Raw genomic sequence first — 19,189 nt, forward strand, 5'->3', positions numbered from 1 at the left:
TAAGCTTGATCCTCGTCAACTGCGGCAGGCCCATCTGCGATGTTATGCTACGCGCCCATTTGCGCCGGCCCCCTGCTCCAATGGAGCGCCGCGTAGCTTTGCCCGATTCAAGGTGATGACATGACGACCCGCACCGAGGCCGTAAAAGCCTACCTGCTCGACCTGCAAGATCGCATTTGCGCTGCCCTGGAAGCTGAAGACGGTGGCACGCAATTCGTCGAAGACGCCTGGACCCGGCCCGCCGGCGGTGGCGGTCGCACGCGAGTGATCGAAAACGGCTCCGTGATCGAAAAGGGTGGCGTCAACTTTTCCCACGTCTTCGGCAGCGGTCTCCCACCGTCCGCCAGCGCCCATCGACCTGAATTGGCCGGTCGTGGCTTCGAAGCCCTGGGCGTGTCACTGGTGATTCACCCGCACAACCCGCATGTACCGACTTCCCACGCCAACGTGCGCTTTTTCATCGCTGAAAAAGAAGGCGAAGAACCGGTCTGGTGGTTTGGCGGCGGTTTCGACCTGACCCCTTATTACGGCAATGAAGAAGACTGCGTGCACTGGCACCGCGTCGCCGAACAGGCCTGTGCGCCGTTCGGTCCGGACGTCTATCCGCGTTACAAGGCCTGGTGCGACAGCTACTTCCACATCAAGCATCGTCACGAGCCGCGGGGCATCGGCGGCCTGTTCTTCGATGACTTGAACGAGTGGGACTTCGACACCAGTTTCGCGTTCATGCGCGCCATCGGTGATGCCTACATCGACGCGTACTTGCCGATCGTGCAGCGCCGCAAGAATGACGCGTTCACCGCCAAACAGCGTGAGTTCCAGGAATTCCGCCGTGGCCGTTACGTCGAGTTCAACCTGGTATACGACCGCGGCACGCTGTTCGGCCTGCAATCGGGCGGGCGTACCGAGTCGATCCTCATGTCCCTGCCCCCGCAAGTACGCTGGAGCTATGACTGGAAAGCCGAGCCGGGCAGCGAAGAAGCCCGCCTGACCGAATATTTCCTGCAAGACCGAGATTGGTTGGCCGAGGCCTGAACGAGGAGTTCTGATGGACCGTTACGTCGTATTCGGTAACCCGATTGGCCACAGCAAGTCGCCGCTGATCCACCGTTTGTTTGCCGAGCAGACTGCTCAGCAACTGGACTACAGCACCTCGCTGGCGCCGCTCGACGACTTTTCCGACTTCGCCAAGGCGTTTTTCCTCGAAGGTCGCGGGGCGAATGTGACGGTGCCGTTCAAGGAAGAGGCCTATCGCCTGGCCGACAGTTTGACGGAACGCGCGCAGCGGGCCGGCGCGGTGAACACCCTGAGCAAACTCGCTGACGGCAGTCTGCTCGGTGACAACACCGACGGCGCCGGGCTGGTGCGGGACCTGACGGTCAATGCCGGTTTCAACCTCAAGGGCAAACGCATCCTGCTGCTCGGTGCTGGCGGCGCGGTGCGTGGTGCGCTGGAGCCGTTGCTGGCTGAGCAGCCGGCGTCGGTGATCATCGCCAACCGCACGGTGGAGAAAGCCGAGTTGCTGGCGGAATTGTTCTCAGACCTGGGGCCGGTGTCGGCCAGTGGTTTTGACTGGCTGCAGGAATCGGTGGACCTGATCATCAACGCCACATCGGCGAGCTTGTCCGGTGATGTGCCGCCAATTGCCAGCAGCCTGATCGAACCGGGCAAAACGGTGTGCTACGACATGATGTACGGCAAGGAGCCGACCTCGTTCTGCCGCTGGGCCAGTGAACACGGTGCGGCGGTGTCGATGGACGGCCTGGGGATGCTCGCTGAACAAGCGGCGGAAGCGTTCTTCCTGTGGCGCGGTGTGCGGCCGGACACGGCGCCTGTGCTGGCCGAACTCCGCCGCCAGCTGGCGCTGTAGTTCTTTGTGGCGAGGGAGCTTGCTCCCGCTCGGGTGCGAAGCGCCCGCAGATTTTCAGGGCTGCTTCGCAACCCAGCGGGAGCAAGCTCCCTCGCCACAGGTTATGCGTTCGTCATCAGTGTAGTGTTTCAGTCCTCGAAGCGGATCGGGCATTTCTCCGCGCCTTCCAGCTTCCTCAACTCCTCCACCACCTGCGGCCGTGCGCGGCGCAAGGTCAGGCTGCGATCCTGCTTGAGCAACCGCCGCGCTTCCTGATGCAGCATTTCCACCCCTGAATAGTCGATAAAGTTGATCTGCTGCGCCTCGATTACCACCCGCGCGCCATGCATCCGTTGCAGGCGCACTTGCAGGTAATGGCTGGCGCCGAAAAAGATCGAACCGCCGACTCGCAGAATGTCTTCATCGCCTTCGCGCCAATGCTGCACGCGGGGTTGCGAGGTGCGCTTGAGGTAGAAGAACAGCGACGCCAGGACCCCGGCATAGATCGCGGTCTGCAACTCCAGCAATAGCGTGGCGACACAGGTCAGCGCCATGACCAGGAATTCGGCGCGGCTGACTCGCAACAATGCGCGAATACCCCGATGGTCCACCAATCCCCAGGCGATCAACAGAATGCTGCCGGCCATGGCCGGAATCGGAATGTGCGCGATCAACGCCGCGCCGAAGATGGCGAACAGCGCCACCCACAACGCTGAAAACACCCCGGCCAACGGTGAACAGGCGCCTGCTTCGTAGCTCAGGCCCGAACGGGTAAAGGAACCGGCTGACAGCGAACCGGAAAAAAACGCCCCGACCATGTTCGAAAAACCCTGGGCGCGGACTTCCTGGTTGGCGTCGAGCAATTGCTGGGAGCGCGCCGACAAGGAACGGGCAATCGACAGGCTCGTCACCAGTCCGAGCATCCCCACCGCCACGGCGCTGGGCAGCAGGCGCAGGATCAGATCCAGGTCCAGCGGCAGCGGACTGAAGGGCGGCAAGCGCCCGACAAAGGCGCTGACCAACTTCACATGGCCGAACATCGATGGCCACAACCACACCAGCAGTCCAGCCAGCGCCAAGGTGATCAATAACGTCGGCCAGCGTGGCAGCAGTGATTTCAGGATCACGCCTACTCCAACGGTGGCCAGCCCTAGTATCAGCGAAGGTTTATCCACAAAACCAAGGTGTTTGAACACCATCAAAAAGCTGTCCAGTGCGGTGGACTGATTGGGTAAATCCAGCCCCAGCAGGTTTGGCAGTTGGCCGATGGCAATCACCACCGCCGCGCCGAGGGTGAAGCCCAGCACCACCGAGTGAGAAACGAAGTTCACCAGGGCGCCAAAGCGCAGTAAACCGAGCAGCCACTGGAAAATCCCGGCGAGCAGCGTCAGCAGCAGGATCAGGGTGACGTAGTCTTCTGACGCGGGAACGGCAAGAGGACTGACACTCGCGTACAGGACGATGGATATCGCCGCTGTAGGACCACAGATCAAATGCCACGACGAACCCCAGAGGCAAGCGATCAGCACCGGGATAATTGCGGCGTACAAGCCGTACTCCGGCGGGAGACCGGCGATCAGGGCGTAGGCGATGGATTGCGGCAACGCAAGAATGGCGCCGCTGAGGCCAACGATCAGGTCACGCCCGACGCTGGCGCGGGTTTGCCGGGGCAACCAGGAAAGGAAGGGAAAGAGTGAATGGCGGCTGGGGAAGGCCATGGGTCCTCTCGGGTTGGGTTTTGCGCAAGGGTATCAGGGTGTGAGGAGTGTCAGATGAATCCACCCCTCACCCTAACCCTCTCCCCAGAGGGTAGAGGGGACTGATCGAGTTGTTTTCTCAAGCTACATCGACCTGAAATGTCGAGGTGAACGCAGAATTTGAAAAGCGTGGAGATCGGCCCCCTTTCCCCTCTCCCCCGTGGGGAGAGGGCTGGGGTGAGGGGTCGATCCTAAGCCAGACACAGAATCCAGCACTACTCGATCAAAGCTTCGCTTTCACTGCCCCCAACGCATCCTTCCCGTCCACGGTCTTCACCCCATCCAGCCATTTATCCAGGACCGCAGGATTGGCCTTGATCCACGCCTTGGCCGCATCGGCATTGCTGACTTTCTTGTTCACCACCTCGGCCATGATGCTGTTCTCCATCTCCTGGGTGAAACTCAGGTTGGTGAGCAGCTTGCCGACGTTCGGGCAGGCCTGTGCATAACCTTTGCGAGTCAGTGTATAAACGCTGCCGGTGTCGCCGAAGTACTTCTCGCCGCCCTTGAGGTAATGCATTTTCAACTGTACGTTCATCGGGTGTGGCGTCCAGCCGAGGAAGGTCACGAACTTCTGTTTCTTCACCGCACGGGACACTTCCGCCAGCATCGCCTGCTCGCTGGATTCGACCAGTTTCCACTGACCCATGTCGAAGTCGTTCTTCTTGATGATCTCTTGCAGCGAGATATTCGCCGGGGCGCCCGAGCCGATGCCGTAGATCTTCTTGTCGAACTTGTCGGCGAATTTGTTCAGGTCGGCAAAGTTATGCACACCCGCGTCCCACACGTAATCCGGAACTGCCAGGGTGAATTCGGTGCCGTCGAGGTTCTTAGCCAGTTGAGTCACGTCGCCCGTGGCGACGAATTTTTCATAGAAGCCCTGTTGCGCCGGCATCCAGTTACCCAGGAACACGTCGACCTGGCCATCCTTCAACCCGCCAAAAGTGATCGGCACCGCGAGGGTGTCGACCTTGGCCTTGTAGCCCATGCCGTCCAGCAGAAATCCGGTAATGGCGTTGGTCGCAGCGATGTCGCTCCAGCCAGGGTCGGCCATTTTCACCGTGTCGCAGTTCTGATCGGCAAAGGCCGATGCACTGCCCAGGGCCAGTAACCCGACTGTCAGTACTGTGGATAACTTTTGCATGGACTTCCCCTTAACATTATTGGTTTTGGCAGGGTTGTGGATAACGTGCTTTACGTTCCAGATCGTCGAGGTCGATGTGGTTGCGCATGTACTGCTGACTGGCGTCCACCAGCGGCTGGTGATCCCAGCTCTTCAGCTTGCCGATGGTCAGCGCCTCGGCGACAAAACGCCGACGACGCTGGCTCGCGAGCACCTGTTGGTGTATCGCCGGAATGTCCCATTTGGCCCGGGCTTCAGCCAGAAATTCCTCGAAAAGAGGCCGATGTTGTGGCGATTGGCTGAGTTCTTCGTGTTCGCGCGGGTCGTTGTGTACATCGAAGAGTAGGCACGGGTCGTCTTCGCTGTAGATAAATTTGTAGGCGCCGCGGCGGATCATCATTAAGGGACTGATGGTGCCTTCAGCCATGTATTCGCCGAACACTTCGTCGTGACCGCCCTGCCCTTGCAGGTGCGAGACCAGCGAACGACCGTCCAGCGGCAGGCCCGGCTCCAGGGAGCCGCCGGCCAATTCAACGAAGGTAGGCAGCAGGTCAGCGGTGGAAACGGCAGCACTCACTCGCCCAGCCCCGAATTGTCCCGGTGCACTTATCAACAGAGGGACGCGGGCAGCCATTTCGAACCAGTGCATTTTGTACCAGAGCCCGCGCTCGCCGAGCATGTCGCCATGGTCGCCGGAGAAGACGATGATGGTGTCGTCGATCAGCCCGGTATCTTCGAGTGTTTGCAGGAGTTTGCCGACGTTGCTATCGATGTAGCTGCAAGCTCCAAAATACGCGCGGCGTGCATCGCGGATCTTATCCACAGGCAGCGGCTTGTCCCACAGGTCATACACCTTGAGCAAACGCTGGGAGTGCGGATCGAGTTCGGTTTGCGCCGGGGTTTCCGGCAGCGGGATGTCGGCATCGTCGTACATATCCCAGAACGCCTTGGGAATGGTGTACGGATCGTGTGGGTGCGTCATCGACACGGTCAGGCAGAACGGCTGGTCGCCGTCCTCGCGGATGTGATCGAACAGGTATTGCTGCGCCTTGAACACCACCTCTTCGTCGAAATCCAGCTGATTGGTGCGCACGCACGGCCCGGCCTGCAGCACCGAAGACATGTTGTGGAACCAGCTCGGACGCACGTCCGGCTCATCCCAGTTCACCGACCAGCCGTAATCGGCGGGGTAGATGTCGCTGGTCAGGCGTTCTTCATAGCCGTGGAGCTGATCCGGACCGCAGAAATGCATCTTGCCCGACAGCGCGGTGCGGTAGCCGAGTCGACGCAGGTAGTGGGCATAGGTCGGTACATCGGCAGGGAAATCGGCCGCGTTGTCGTAGGCGCCGATCTTGCTCGGCAACTGACCGCTGACCAGGGTGAAACGCGACGGCGCACACAGTGGGCTGTTGCAATAAGCGGCGTCGAAAACCACGCCTTCGGCGGCGAGGCGGCTCAGATTAGGCAGTTTGATGGGCGAAGGACCGTAGAACGGCAACATTGGCGCGGCCATCTGATCGGCCATGATGAAAAGAATATTCTTGCGCTTCATGTGATCGCGGCATTCCATAGTGAATATTTATGCGAGAGTGCTGCGATCGAGCATGGAGTCCATGCACTTTGTGGTAAAGCCCATGCACGGCAATAACTAGGATAAGCACCGCTTATGTATGACGCACTTGGAAGCTTGTCGCTGGATCTACTGCGAGCGTTTGAAGCCGCGGCGCGTCATCGCAGCTTTACCGCGGCGGCGGTAGAACTCGGCACCACGCAGCCCGCCGTCAGCCAGCAGATCAAACGACTGGAAGAACAACTGGCGGCGCGGCTGTTTGATCGCATTTATCGTGGCATTGAACTGACTGAGGCCGGAGTCATACTTTTTGAGCAGGTTCAGCTCGGTTTGCAGAATATCGATGCAGGATTGAGCGCGATCAGCGCACAACACCAACATGAAGTCTTGCAGGTAGCCACGGATTTCGCCTTCGCCGCGTATTGGCTGATGCCGCGGTTGCACCGGTTTCATAAAGCCAATCCGCAAGTCGACGTCAGCCTGGTCACCAGCGAGCGCAATCACAACATGCTGCGCACCGATATCGATGTGGCGGTGTTGTTTGGGGATGGCCGCTTTAAACAGGGCGAAAGCCATTGGCTGTTCAGCGAAGAAGTGTTTCCGGTGTGCAGCCCGCTGTTGTTGAAGGATCGTCCCCTGCCCTTGCCGGCCCAGTCATTGCTGGAGTTTCCACTGCTGCACCTGCGCGGTGAAAACAGCAGCAACTGGTTCGACTGGAGCGGCGTGTTTCGCGAGTTGGGAATCACGTCGGCACCGGCCCCCGGGCAATTGCGCTTCGACAATTACACGTTGCTGATTCAAGCGGCGATTGGCGGCCAGGGCGTGGCCATTGGCTGGCGGCACCTTGTGGATAACTTGCTGGCGCAGGGTTTGTTATGCCGACCGATTGCCGACACGGTGATTTCCAGGCTTGGCTATTACGTGGTGCTGCCCCAACGCAAACGGCGAGGGGCATTGATCCAGCAGTTTGTCGATTGGTTGATGGCTGAACAGGCCAGCAGCGCCCAATCCCTGAATGGTTTACCGCTGCCGTCTATCGCGGTGTAGGGTCGGTCGAAACGAAGTTCACGTGCTCACGAACGTGAAGATTCAGCTGCAACTCATCGGCAATCCCCACCGCCACGCGGTTCAACCGTTCAAGCGGTTCCGCCAGGCCCGGCTCAAGGCTGCTGCTGATGTGGCTGAAATGTTCGATCGTCAGTCCCGGCACGCCGCGAGGCGCATTCACCAGGGTCCAGTGCAAGGCACTGCTTTGCAGCGCATCAAGGATTTCCTCGGCGGCATGCCGCTGAAGGTGATCCAGCACTTCAGCTTCGGTTTCGTCGAGCTCGGCAAAATCTCCCACCAGGAACAGTCGGTTAATGCCCGCTGCCTGCATGCCCTCGATCAGCGCATCCACCGCCAGCACTTGTTCCACCGGGCCTGGCACGATGGTTTTTTCCACATGCTCGCTGTTGAATGGCAGTCCCGGCGCATCGAGCAGGCAAATGACCGCCGAACTGCCCGCTACGCTTTGCTTGACGCGTTCAGCCTGGAACAGGTCGCCGGCCTTGGTGCGCAAACCCGGGCGCGGCGGGAGCGCCGTCAGGTCATCCAGAATCGCGATCACTTCATGTTGGCGCCGCAGCATTTCAGCCATCAGCGCACTGCCCAGGCTACTCATGGCACCATAAAGCACCACTTTCACCACCGGGGTTTCGGCATTTTTCATGGCTGGGATTCCTTGTTCTATATGGCGTGTGACCTGTAGGAATCGGTGAGGGTTCGACTGGGTTTTTGAGGGATTCAGATGCAACAGATCAAGGGTTACCACGCTCATGTCTATTTTGACGCCAGCAGCATTGATCAGGCGCGAGCACTGTGTGAGCAGGCGGCGCAATTGTTTCCGCTGAAAATGGGCCGCGTGCACGAACGCCCGGTGGGTCCGCACCCGGACTGGAGTTGCCAATTGGCGTTCGGGCCGGAGCTGATCGGCGACGTGTTGCCGTGGCTGGCGCTCAACCGCAAGGGTTTGGTGGTGTTTCTGCACCCGGACACCGGCGACGATTTGCTGGACCACACCGAGCACGCGATCTGGATGGGCGCGATCCGGCCGCTGGATTTGTCTATTTTTTGATCAGAGGTTTTCTTCGGCTTCACCCGGCAAATGCTCATCCAGATGCAGCCAGGGCAATTGGCTGTCCGTCCAGATGTGCCGCTCGGCCGGCGCCTGCTCCGGGTGATCAAGGGTGGCGATGGTCACATCGATGCTTTCGGGGCTGAGGTGCGTGGTCAGCGCCAGTTGCGCCCCACAGGTCGGGCAGAAATAGCGCACGCAGGTTGTTGAAGATTCGTACTTCGCTGGCGTTCCTTTCAGCCATTTAAAGGCCGATGCGGGCAGGGTAATCCACGTGGTCACGATTCCGCCGCTGACCCTTCGGCAGATTGAGCAGTGGCAGTGGGCGATGTCGTGTAACGGTCCGCTGAATTGATAGCGCAGGTGCCCGCAGTGGCAGCCGCCGGTGTGAAGTCCGTCCATCACATATCCTCCTGTTGTGTAAGTGCCGACGCCATCGCGGGCAAGCCCGCTCTCACAATTTTTTGCGGCGAAGCTGCTATCTGCGGCACACACCCGTCACTGTGGGAGCGGGCTTGCCCGCGATGGCTTTAACTCGGTTTAACTCCCTGCCCCGGTCCGACGACCGGTAGCCCATCCGGTCAATGCTTTCACCAGCGAAAGCTGGCTGAAAGCTTCCCCGATTAGGATCGCCCCCACTGCCGGCAAAAGACCGGTCGGCCAATGCCAGTGTTTTATCGCTCGCACAGCCCATTTAACAACAACAATGGTGATCTGATGTCCTCTTCTACCCGCCGCTTCGCTGCAACTCCGCCCGTACGCCTCGCGCTTCCCGTTCTGCGCTGACCCAACCGGTTCGCCCATTCCCTAGCCGCGCTACGCCTGGAGTATTCCCATGCTGACTTTCCTTGGCTTCGCCATGGTCATCACGTTCATGTTCCTGATCATGACCAAGCGCCTGTCCGCGCTGATCGCCCTGATCATCATTCCGATCGTCTTCGCCCTGTTCGGTGGTTTTGCGCCGAAGATCGGCCCGATGATGCTTGAAGGCATCACCAAGCTGGCGCCGACCGGCGTGATGCTGATGTTCGCCATTCTGTATTTCGCCCTGATGATCGACTCCGGCCTGTTCGACCCGGCCGTGCGCAAGATCCTCAAACTGGTCAAGGGCGACCCGCTGAAAGTTTCGGTCGGCACCGCCGTACTGGCGCTCGTCGTTTCCCTCGATGGTGACGGCGCGACCACTTATATGATCTGCGTGGCCGCCATGCTGCCGCTCTACAGCCGCATAGGCATGAGCCCGCGGATCATGGCCGGCCTGATCATCCTCGCCGGTGGCGTGATGAACATGACCCCGTGGGGCGGCCCGACGGCCCGTGCGGCCAGTGCGCTGCATGTGGATCCGTCCGATATTTTCGTACCGATGATTCCGGCGATGGCGTTCGGCGTGGTGGCCATCCTCTTGATTGCGTACTTCTACGGGAAACGTGAGCGTGCACGTCTGGGTGAATTGCACCTGGTGGGCGATGAAGTCGATCACAGCGAAATCAGCGTTTCGCAGTTCCCGGATGCCCGTCGTCCGAAACTGATCTGGTTCAACGGCGCCCTGACCCTGGGCCTGATGTGTACCCTGATTGCCGGTCTGTTGCCGATGCCGGTGTTGTTCATGGTGGCGTTCAGTATTGCCATGATCGTCAACTATCCTTGCCTGCAACAGCAGAAGGATCGCGTCGCGGCTCACGCCGGTAGCGTGCTGGCGGTGGTCGGTTTGATCTTCGCGGCGGGCATCTTCACCGGTATCCTGTCGGGCACCGGCATGGTCGATGCCATGTCGAAAAGCTTGCTGGCGGTAATCCCTGATTTCCTCGGCCCGTACCTGGCCGTTATCACCGCGCTGGTGAGCATGCCGTTCACGTTCTTCATGTCGAACGACGCATTTTATTACGGCGTGTTACCAGTGCTTGCCGAAGCAGCCAGTCATTACGGTATAACCGCGGTTGAAATGGCACGTGCCTCGATCGTCGGTCAACCCGTCCACTTGTTGAGCCCGCTGGTACCATCGACCTACTTGTTGGTGGCCCTGGCCGGTATTGATTTTGGTGATCACCAGCGCTTTACCCTGAAATGGGCAGTGCTGGTGTGCATGTGCATACTGGTTGCAGCATTGCTGATGGGGATCTTTCCGCTGTTCAGCACTCTATAAGCCCAAGACTCACCACAACGGGTCCAGGCTTCGCTGTTCGAAGCCCGGACCTTTTGTGGTTTAACACTCGCTCAAAGGAATACACATGGAATGGCTGACCAACCCTGAAATCTGGGTTGCCTTCTTTACCCTGACCGCCCTGGAAATCGTCCTGGGTATCGATAACATCATCATGATTTCGATCCTGGTCAGCCGCATGCCCAAGCACATGCAGCAGCGCACCCGGATTTTCGGCCTGGCGCTGGCCATGGTCACGCGGATCCTGTTGCTGCTGTCGATCACTTGGGTCATGCGCCTTACCAACGACTTGTTCGAAGTGTTCGGCCAGGGTATTTCCGGGCGAGACCTGATCCTGTTCTTCGGTGGTCTGTTCCTGCTGTGGAAGAGCTCACAAGAGATGTACCACGCGCTGGAAGGTGAAGATGAGTCCAATGAGGAGCCGGGCGGCAAGGGCGGCAACTTCCTCTACACCATCATCCAGATCGCGATCATCGACATCGTCTTCTCGCTGGACTCGGTGATTACCGCTGTCGGCATGGTCTCTCACGTACCGGTCATGGTCGCGGCGATCATTGTTGCGGTGCTGGTGATGATGCTGGCGTCCGGGACCATCAGCGAGTTCATCGACAAGCACCCGTCGCTGAAAATGCTCGCGCTGTCGTTCCTGTTGATCGTCGGTACGGTGCTGATTGCTGAATCCTTCGACGTTCACGTGCCAAAAGGCTACGTCTACTTCGCCATGGCGTTCTCGCTGGCGGTGGAAGCGATCAACATCAAGATGCGTACCGCGATTGCGAAAAAACGCAAACAGCAAGATCCGGTGAAACTGCGCAAGGATATTCCGGGGCAGTAACCCGAGTCTGCGCATAACACCTGTGGGAGCGGGCTTGCTCGCGAAGACGGAGTGTCAGTCGACATCATGTTGCCTGATACACCGCTTTCGCGAGCAAGCCCGCTCCCACTTTTTTTGCTCTGTGATTAGCCTGGCGGATCGAGGTTATCGAGCACTCGATTCACCGCCAACTCCCCCAACATGATGTTTTGCTGAATCCCCAGCAGGGTGTTGCGGTGTGTACCTTCCATTCGTGCAGCAAAATCACTGGCCATGACGCTGGCCGACGCCAACGACTCACAGGCGTGAGCGAGCAGGGTTTCGTTATCGACCTTGGGGTCTATGAAGAAGATTGTGCTGGGCTTGCGTGGCGGGAAGTCGTGGGGGACCGGATCGGTGTCCGGTGGGTTGGGTGTTGCCTTGAACATAGATAGAACTCCAGTACTGGATATATGGAGCCTTCACTCTCGCTACCAAACGAAGGTGGCGGCCATACACAGGTTGGTAGACCGGAGTACTGGAACCGGCGCCCCCGAAGGGACCCTGCGCATGGCCACCATAAGCTACGACCTGAAAAAGCGTCCGCAAAAAGTGGCTATGCGCCAGACTCCGGGCTACCAAACCCGATCGCTGTTTTTAGCGATGGATAAACGATAGAGAGCAGGGTCTAGGCGCACAAGCCGGCGGATTCTGGCGTAGCCGTAGGCAACGACGCAAGACGTTGTAGCCTCCGAGAAGTAACGCCGGATGTCTTTAAACACGCACTGCAAAAACGCGTGAATCACACCAAAACAACCGACTGCTTTACCGACGGATTTTTTCCAAAGGTTGACGCACAGAGCTCTGGTGGTTAGCGTCCTCGCTCACTTCACCCGACAATGACAAGGAATGCATATGTCTGGAAAACCGGCTGCACGTCTCACGGACCCGACGCCGAAACAGCCAGGTATCTGATCGACATAGGGTTGAGCAGGGATCATTTCAGCGATTGAGTTCTCTCCCCGATTTCAGGACTGCTGCGCAGCCCAGCGGGAGCAAGCTCCCTCCTCGCCACAGGGTTGTGTTCGCGCACCTTTTCAACTGTCCGGCTGAGACCTTCGGGTCCCTTTTTCATTTCTGCATGAGCCTGTTTTCATGACAGTTTTGTTTCAATCACTTCTTTAGCTATGCGATGCTGGCGCCCAGACCGTTAGCCAACTACAGCTTAAGTACAGAACGTAGAAAGTCGCGCGGCACCGTCAATTTGCCCCTCTGGGGCGCTACCACCACAGGGGGCCTGCATGCTCACCCTGCTCAATTTGTTATCGGCCGTGGCCTTGTTGATCTGGGGCACGCACATCGTCCGAACCGGCATCCTGCGGGTCTACGGTTCCAATCTGCGCCATGTGATCGGCCAGAACATGTCCAAACGCTGGTTGGCGTTCATCTCGGGGATCGTCGTCACGGCGATGGTGCAGAGCAGCAACGCCACCGCCATGCTCGTCACTTCTTTCGTCGGTCAGGGCTTGATGGCGTTGACGCCCGCCCTGGCAACCATGCTTGGCGCAGACGTTGGTACCGCGCTGATGGCGCGGGTGCTGACGCTCGATTTGTCCTGGCTGTCGCCGCTGCTGATTTTCCTCGGGGTGATTTTCTTCCTGTCCCGCAAGCAGACCCGGCTGGGCCAGATGGGCCGCGTCAGCATCGGTCTCGGGCTGATCATCCTGGCGCTGCAATTGATCGTCGAATCCGCCGCGCCGATTACCCAGGCGCAGGGTGTGAAGGTGATTTTCGCCTCGTTGACTGGCGACATCCTGCTCGATGCCCTGGTCGGCGCGTTGTTCGCGATGATTTCCTACTCCAGCCTGGCCGCCGTCCTGCTGACCGCGACCCTGGCCGGCGCCGGCGTGATCAGCCTGCCGGTGGCCATCGGTCTGGTAATCGGTGCCAACATCGGCAGCGGCATCCTCGCGTTCCTCAGTACCAGCATGCAAAACGCTGCCGGGCGTCAGGTGGCGCTCGGCAGCCTGCTGTACAAACTGATCGGCCTGCTGCTGATCATTCCGGTGCTGGACCCGTTGGTGCACTGGATCGACAGCCTCGATTTCAGTCCTCAGGAAATGGTCATCGGCTTCCACCTGCTCTACAACACCGCGCGCTGCCTGATCCTGCTGCCCAGCGTCGGCCCTATGGCCAGGCTCTGCGCGTGGCTGTTGCCGGAGCGGCCGGAGCTCAACGGCACGGCGAAACCCCGGCACCTCGACCCGACCGCGCTGGTCACCCCCAGCCTGGCGCTGGCCAACGCCGCGCGCGAAACCCTGCGCATGGGCGATCTGATCGACAACATGCTCGAAGCGATGCTTGACGTGCTGCGTGGGAAACAGTCCGCCATCACCCAGGAAATGCGCAAGCTGACCGATGATGTCGAAGCGCTCTACAGCGCCATCAAGCTTTACCTCGCGCAAATGCCCCGGGAAGACTTGAGCGATCAGGACAGTCGGCGCTGGGCGGAAATCATCGAACTGGCGATCAACCTCAAACTCGCCAGCGACTTGATCGAACGCATGCTGCGCAAGGTGCAGCAGCAGAAAACCTCGCAGCGCCGGTCTTTTTCCGAGGTCGGTTTGGAAGAATTGGCCGGGTTGCACAGCCAGTTGATCTCTAACCTGCGTCTGGGCTTGTCGGTATTCCTCAGTGCCGACAAGGAAAGTGCCCGCCAGTTGCTGCGTGAGAAACGTCGCTTTCGCGCACAGGAACGCCGCCTTGCCCATGCTCACGTCAGCCGGTTGCAACGTAAGATTGTGCAAAGTATCGAGACCAGTTCTCTGCACCTGGAGCTGATCGCCGACATGAAGCGCTTGAATTCGCTGTTCTGCAGCAGCGCTTATGTGGTGCTGGAAACGTCGGATACCGGTGCACTGGCGGTCGACGATATGGCTGACATCACGCATTCGCCTTGAACGTCTGGCGGTGGGGTCAGTCAGTTACATTGGTTCAGCCTCAAGACCGCCTTCGCGAGCAGGCCCGCTCCCACATTGATTTTGTGAGCGCCGCAAATCACCTGTGGGAGCAAGCCTGCTCGCGATAGCGGCCTGAAGGACGACATGGATCTCCGATTGGTTGCCTGGAAGCTTGCTATGCGTTGTCTGCTGTTCGCCTGTCTGTTGCTTGGCTCATTCCCTTCGTTTGCCCTGGATCGCTTCCAGGTCGAGGGCTATACGCTGCCCAACGGCCTGCAATTGCTGCTCAAACCGGGCACCGAGCGCGGGCATGTGGCGATTCGCCTGGTGGTCGGCGTGGGGCTGGATGATTTCAGCTGCGCCGAAAAGGAACTGCCGCATCTGCTTGAGCACTTGCTGTTCAGCGGCATCGACGCCACCGGCGAAGGTGGTCTGGAAGAGCGCATGCAGGCCTTGGGCGGTGAGTGGAACGCGTTCACCAGCAACGCTGACACCACGTTCGTCATCGAAGCCCCGGCAAAAAACCAGCGCAAGGTCCTCGACCTGCTGCTGGCGCTGCTGACCCAGACCCGAATCGACGACAACGCCATCAACGCCGCCAAACAAGTGGTCGAGCGCGAAGACGGTGGCCATTACTCGCATTTGCAGCGTTGGCTGGATCGTCAGGACCTGGGCCACACCGCGAGTAATCAGCTGGCGGTGGAACTGGGCCTCAAATGCCCCGAGCGGGCCGAGGTCGATCACCTGACCCGCGAGCAACTGGAGACGGTGCGCAAGGCCTGGTACGCGCCCAACAACATGACGCTGATCGTGGTCGGTGAGCTCGACAAGTTGTTGCCGGCGTATCTGGAGCGCTCGTATGGCGCGCTTGAAGCCGTCGACCCGACCGATCACCTGCCCTTGCCGGAAATCCAGGCCAGTGCTGCTCACGAGCGAACGCTGGGCGACGGCTTTGTCGGCGGTGGTGCCAAGTTGCACTGGCTGGTGCCGGAACCGGTGCTGCAGGATCAGCATGACCAAACCTTCGACCTGCTCAAGGACTATCTGGACTGGGCGCTCTATCGCCAACTGCGCCTGGCCCACGGTTTGTCCTATGGCCCCTCGGCCGAGCGCGAAGTGTTTGGCGGGGTGGGTTTCATGAGCCTGAACGCCGACCTTGATCGCGACGACGTGACGGAGGCCGAACAAGTGTTGGAGGATTTGAAGGCGGGCCTGCTCAAGGACGGTCTCGACGCAGACACCTTCAACCGCCTCAAACAGGCCGCCATCGCCCGCCAGGCCTGGGCCGTGCAAGGCAACAGCGCGCTGGCCGATTACTACTGGAGTGCGCTGGGGGACTACCAGGACGGTCGTTTCGCCAACCCGGCCAAGGAACTGCAAGGCGTGACCCTGGCGGAAGCGAACAAGGCGATGCGCGAGTTGCTCGTGCAGCCGGGGTATCTGCGGATCGAGAAGCCGCTGATGAGTTATGACCAGTTGATGTGGGCGATGGCCGGGGTGTTTGGACTGATTGTCCTCGGGGTATTGGCTTTACGAGTCCATCGCAGAAGGTAACCGCGCGCGGTGGCTGGAGCTTTTGTGGCGAGGGGATTTATCCCCGTTCGGCTGCGCAGCAGTCGCAAAACCAGTCGATGCGGTGTGCCGGAAAAACAGGGTCGCCCATTTTGGGGCCGCTTCGCAGCCCAACGGGGATAAATCCCCTCGCCACAGAAATCCCCTCCACCCCAGAGTTTTGTGTTCAACCAAAGTGACCGGCACCCTCGCCACGCCCCCCGCCCGGGCGGTACTCTGTCGAGGATTTTCCCCACGACTATTGTGAACCGCCGAATGCCTACTCTGACCCTTTACGTCCAGCGCATCCTGGAGCTGATGAAGCGCTATCCAGGGGTCATTGCGCTCGGTGGTTTCATCTCCGGGGTCGGCAGTTTCATCCTGGTGGATCGGCAACAGGGCCTGGCGACCTGGATCACCATCATCATGGTGCTGAGCTGGATCTGGCTGATGCTGGAAAACAGCCTCACCAAGCTGTTCACCAAACTCTTCAAACGCGAAATCCCCCAGCCTTTGCTGCGTTACGCCACGCAGATGATCCACCAGGAAAGCCTGTTTTTCGTCCTGCCGTTCTTTTTCATCACCACGACCTGGAACAGCGGCCAGTTGTTCTTCACCGGGTTGCTGAGCATGGCGGCGCTGATTTCCATCATCGACCCGCTCTACTACAAATGGCTGGCCCCCCGGCGCTGGGCGTTCCTGGCGTTGCACACGCTGACGCTGTTCGCCGCGCTGTTGACCGCCCTGCCCGTCATTTTGCACCTGACCACGTCCCAGAGTTTCAAACTGGCGCTGGGCACCGCTGTGGTGTTGTCGTTCCCGAGCCTGGCGTCGATCTTCCCGATCCGGACCCTGCGCAATGCGCTGGCGATCTTGAGCATCACCGTGGGTATCGGGGGCGTCGGCTGGGTCCTGCGTTCATGGGTTCCGCCGGCGACGCTGTGGATGACCGACGTGGCGATCAGTACGCAAATGCAGGACCGCACGCCGGGCAAGAGTCTTGAAGAAGTCAGCGCCGAGCAGATCCGTGGAGACGGCCTGTACGCCTACACCGCGATCAACGCTCCACGCGGTCTGGACGAACGGATTTATCACGTTTGGACGTTCAACGGCAAAGAGGTCGACCGCATCCCGCTGGACATCCATGGCGGGCGCAAGGAAGGCTATCGCGCCTGGACCCACAAGCAGAACTTCCCCGGCAACCCTGCGGGTAAGTGGCAGGTTCGGGTGCTGACCGAAGACGGGCAACTGATCGGTGTGCTGCGCTTCAAAATCACGGACAGCACACCGATCAAAGAAAAGTAATCCGGTTCGTGCTATTACGTAGCTCTGCGCCAATAGCCGAACAAGCACGGAGCTTATGACCAGCAGCACAACGGCCGGCAATGCCCAGATAGACGCCTCTCACTCCCCGGCACAACTGCGGGTCACGGGTGACTGGACGCTCGCCCATTACGCCGATCTCAAGCACCTGAGCGAAAAGCTCCGCGGCCAATACGACGACAGTACCCACATCGACCTCAATGGCCTCGGCGCGCTGGACACGGCTGGCGCTTCACTGTTGGTCGAATTGCTCGGGTCCGAGCGTTTGGGCCGATCCGCCGAACATCCTGATTGCACGCTGTCCCCGGCCGACCGCGCCTTGTTGCAGACGGTTTATTGCTCGCTCAGCGACTTCTGCGTGCCGATCAAGGAGCCGGAAATCAGCGTCGGCATTCAACTGCTGACCCGCATCGGCCGCGCGGTTGACACCGTCTGGCAGGACACCCTGCAACTGCTGGGCTTTGTCGGCCTGATCCTCGAAACCATCGCGCGCGGGCTGTTTCGCCCCAAGCGTTGGCGGATCACGCCAATGGTCGCGCACATCGAACAGACCGGCCTCGACGCCGCGCCCATCGTGGCGTTGCTGACCTTTCTGGTCGGTGCCGTGGTGGCGTTTCTCGGCGCGACGGTGTTGGCGAGTTTTGGCGCGAGTATTTTCACCGTGGACCTGGTGGCGTTCTCCTTCCTGCGCGAATTCGGTGTGTTGCTGACTGCGATCCTGATGGCCGGGCGTACGGCCAGTGCGTTTACCGCGCAGATCGGCTCGATGAAGGCCAACGAAGAAATTGATGCTATCCGCACACTCGGTCTCGATCCGATGGAGCTGCTGGTGGTGCCGCGTGTATTGGCGTTGCTGGTCGCGCTGCCGATGCTGACCTTTCTGGCGATGCTCTCGGGGATTATCGGCGGTGGTGTGGTGTGCGCCGTGTCGCTGGATATTTCGCCGGCGATGTTCCTGTCGTTGCTGCAAACCGATATCGGCGTTCAGCACTTTCTGGTGGGGATCGTCAAAGCGCCGATCTTCGCGTTCCTGATCGCTGCGATCGGTTGCCTTGAAGGCTTCAAGGTCAGTGGCAGCGCTGAATCTGTTGGCGCGCACACCACGTCGAGCGTGGTGCAGTCGATTTTCGTGGTGATCGTGCTCGACGCTGTCGCCGCGCTGTTTTTCATGGAGATGGGCTGGTGAGTCGTCTACCCCGAGCGCCCTCCGAGGCGGTGATCGAAGTCCGTGGGTTGTGCAATCGCTTCGGCAGCCAGAGCGTGCACGAGAACCTCGACCTGGATTTGTACAAAGGTGAAATCCTCGCCGTGGTGGGCGGCTCCGGCAGCGGGAAATCGGTGCTGCTGCGCAGCATCGTCGGCTTGCGCCAGCCCAGCGAAGGGCTGGTGAAGGTCTTCGGCAAGAACCTGCCGACCCTGCCCGAACACGAGCGTTCGATGGTCGAACGGCGCTTTGGCGTGCTGTTCCAGAAAGGCGCGCTGTTCTCTTCGCTGACGGTGACCGAGAACGTCGCCCTGCCCCTGATCGAACACGCCGGCCTGAACCGTGAAGACGCCGAGCACTTGGCGGCGGTGAAACTGGCGCTGGCCGGGCTGCCGCTGTCGGCGGCGGACAAATACCCGGCTTCGCTCTCCGGCGGCATGATCAAGCGTGCGGCACTGGCCCGTGCGTTGGCGCTGGACCCGGACATCCTGTTCCTCGACGAACCCACCGCCGGCCTCGACCCGATTGGCGCCGCTGCCTTCGATCAATTGATCCTGACGCTGCGCGATGCCTTGGGCCTGAGTGTGTTTCTGGTGACCCATGACCTCGACACGCTCTACACCATCACCGACCGGGTGGCAGTGCTGGCGCAGAAAAAAGTGCTGGTGGCGGACGCCATCGACAAGGTCTCGGAAACCGACGATGCGTGGATTCACGAATACTTCCATGGCCCTCGCGGCCGCGCGGCGCTGACCGCCGCTCAACAGTTGAATGAGGTCTGA

Annotated in this window: 17 protein-coding genes; 11 read left to right on the forward strand and 6 right to left on the reverse strand. The window is 59.9% G+C overall.

Annotated elements, in window-relative coordinates; all coding sequences use genetic code 11:
* The first annotated feature begins 120 nt into the window (after nt 1–120).
* The gene (hemF, locus tag ACA060_RS00105) at nt 121–1,035 is read left to right on the forward strand and encodes an oxygen-dependent coproporphyrinogen oxidase (RefSeq protein WP_497314722.1); all 915 of its coding nucleotides are present in this window, start codon (nt 121–123) and stop codon (nt 1,033–1,035) included.
* Between the two features lie 13 nt (nt 1,036–1,048).
* On the forward strand, nt 1,049–1,870 hold the full coding sequence (gene aroE, locus ACA060_RS00110; RefSeq protein ID WP_497314724.1) for a shikimate dehydrogenase: 822 nt from the start codon (nt 1,049–1,051) through the stop codon (nt 1,868–1,870).
* 128 nt (nt 1,871–1,998) lie between these two features.
* Here the strand turns inward: aroE and ACA060_RS00115 are convergent, their stop codons facing one another.
* The 3 genes from ACA060_RS00115 to betC all read right to left on the reverse strand — a co-directional run bounded on the left by ACA060_RS00115 (nt 1,999) and on the right by betC (nt 6,281).
* Entirely contained in the window at nt 1,999–3,567 is a 1,569-nt protein-coding gene (locus ACA060_RS00115) for a SulP family inorganic anion transporter (RefSeq protein ID WP_497314726.1), read from the reverse strand.
* Between the two features lie 262 nt (nt 3,568–3,829).
* Nucleotides 3,830–4,750 carry a choline ABC transporter substrate-binding protein gene (gene choX, locus ACA060_RS00120; RefSeq protein WP_497314728.1) on the reverse strand — a complete coding sequence of 307 codons (921 nt, stop codon included), beginning with the start codon at nt 4,748–4,750 and terminating at the stop codon, nt 3,830–3,832.
* Nucleotides 4,751–4,766: 16 nt separating this feature from the next.
* Nucleotides 4,767–6,281 carry a choline-sulfatase gene (betC, locus tag ACA060_RS00125; RefSeq protein WP_109627026.1) on the reverse strand — a complete coding sequence of 505 codons (1,515 nt, stop codon included), beginning with the start codon at nt 6,279–6,281 and terminating at the stop codon, nt 4,767–4,769.
* 114 nt (nt 6,282–6,395) lie between these two features.
* Here betC and ACA060_RS00130 point away from each other — a divergent pair, with 114 nt between their 5' ends.
* Nucleotides 6,396–7,346: a choline sulfate utilization transcriptional regulator gene (locus ACA060_RS00130; protein ID WP_109627028.1), complete on the forward strand. Its 951-nt coding sequence runs from the start codon at nt 6,396–6,398 to the stop codon at nt 7,344–7,346.
* On the opposite strand, the gene ACA060_RS00135 is transcribed toward ACA060_RS00130, so the two are convergent.
* The gene (locus ACA060_RS00135; RefSeq protein ID WP_109627030.1) at nt 7,333–8,010 is read right to left on the reverse strand and encodes an NAD(P)-dependent oxidoreductase; all 678 of its coding nucleotides are present in this window, start codon (nt 8,008–8,010) and stop codon (nt 7,333–7,335) included. The two genes, ACA060_RS00130 and ACA060_RS00135, sit on opposite strands and share 14 nt — an antisense overlap.
* Nucleotides 8,011–8,088: 78 nt before the next feature.
* Between ACA060_RS00135 and ACA060_RS00140 the strand changes: the two genes are divergently transcribed.
* A complete protein-coding gene (locus ACA060_RS00140; RefSeq protein WP_109627032.1) occupies nt 8,089–8,415 on the forward strand; it encodes a DOPA 4,5-dioxygenase family protein in 327 nt (108 codons plus the stop codon).
* On the opposite strand, the gene ACA060_RS00145 is transcribed toward ACA060_RS00140, so the two are convergent.
* On the reverse strand, nt 8,416–8,817 hold the full coding sequence (locus ACA060_RS00145; RefSeq protein ID WP_109627033.1) for a GFA family protein: 402 nt from the start codon (nt 8,815–8,817) through the stop codon (nt 8,416–8,418).
* 433 nt (nt 8,818–9,250) lie between these two features.
* Here ACA060_RS00145 and ACA060_RS00150 point away from each other — a divergent pair, with 433 nt between their 5' ends.
* Nucleotides 9,251–10,558, forward strand: a complete 1,308-nt coding sequence (locus tag ACA060_RS00150; protein WP_109627037.1) for a CitMHS family transporter — start codon at nt 9,251–9,253, stop codon at nt 10,556–10,558.
* An 85-nt stretch (nt 10,559–10,643) separates the two neighbouring features.
* Complete coding sequence (locus tag ACA060_RS00155; RefSeq protein ID WP_109627038.1) at nt 10,644–11,411, forward strand: TerC family protein; 768 nt, start codon at nt 10,644–10,646, stop codon at nt 11,409–11,411.
* Nucleotides 11,412–11,536: 125 nt separating this feature from the next.
* Here ACA060_RS00155 and ACA060_RS00160 read toward each other — a convergent pair whose 3' ends face one another.
* Nucleotides 11,537–11,818 (reverse strand): DUF6124 family protein, encoded by a 282-nt coding sequence (locus tag ACA060_RS00160; RefSeq protein WP_403105202.1) that lies wholly within the window; start codon nt 11,816–11,818, stop codon nt 11,537–11,539.
* A gap of 852 nt (nt 11,819–12,670) precedes the next feature.
* On the opposite strand from ACA060_RS00160, the gene ACA060_RS00165 reads away from it, so the two are divergent.
* The 5 genes from ACA060_RS00165 to ACA060_RS00185 all read left to right on the forward strand — a co-directional run bounded on the left by ACA060_RS00165 (nt 12,671) and on the right by ACA060_RS00185 (nt 19,189).
* Nucleotides 12,671–14,329: a Na/Pi cotransporter family protein gene (locus ACA060_RS00165; protein WP_109627042.1), complete on the forward strand. Its 1,659-nt coding sequence runs from the start codon at nt 12,671–12,673 to the stop codon at nt 14,327–14,329.
* A 177-nt stretch (nt 14,330–14,506) separates the two neighbouring features.
* Complete coding sequence (locus tag ACA060_RS00170; RefSeq protein WP_497314731.1) at nt 14,507–15,883, forward strand: M16 family metallopeptidase; 1,377 nt, start codon at nt 14,507–14,509, stop codon at nt 15,881–15,883.
* A 273-nt stretch (nt 15,884–16,156) separates the two neighbouring features.
* Nucleotides 16,157–17,185, forward strand: coding sequence for a DUF5924 family protein (locus ACA060_RS00175; RefSeq protein WP_109627045.1), 1,029 nt, complete (start codon nt 16,157–16,159; stop codon nt 17,183–17,185).
* A gap of 55 nt (nt 17,186–17,240) precedes the next feature.
* A complete protein-coding gene (locus tag ACA060_RS00180; protein ID WP_497314733.1) occupies nt 17,241–18,389 on the forward strand; it encodes an ABC transporter permease in 1,149 nt (382 codons plus the stop codon).
* Nucleotides 18,386–19,189 (forward strand): ABC transporter ATP-binding protein, encoded by an 804-nt coding sequence (locus tag ACA060_RS00185; RefSeq protein WP_109627049.1) that lies wholly within the window; start codon nt 18,386–18,388, stop codon nt 19,187–19,189. The genes ACA060_RS00180 and ACA060_RS00185 overlap by 4 nt, the downstream gene beginning before the upstream one ends.

The sequence above is a fragment of the Pseudomonas sp. LBUM1671 genome, assembly GCF_059695685.1.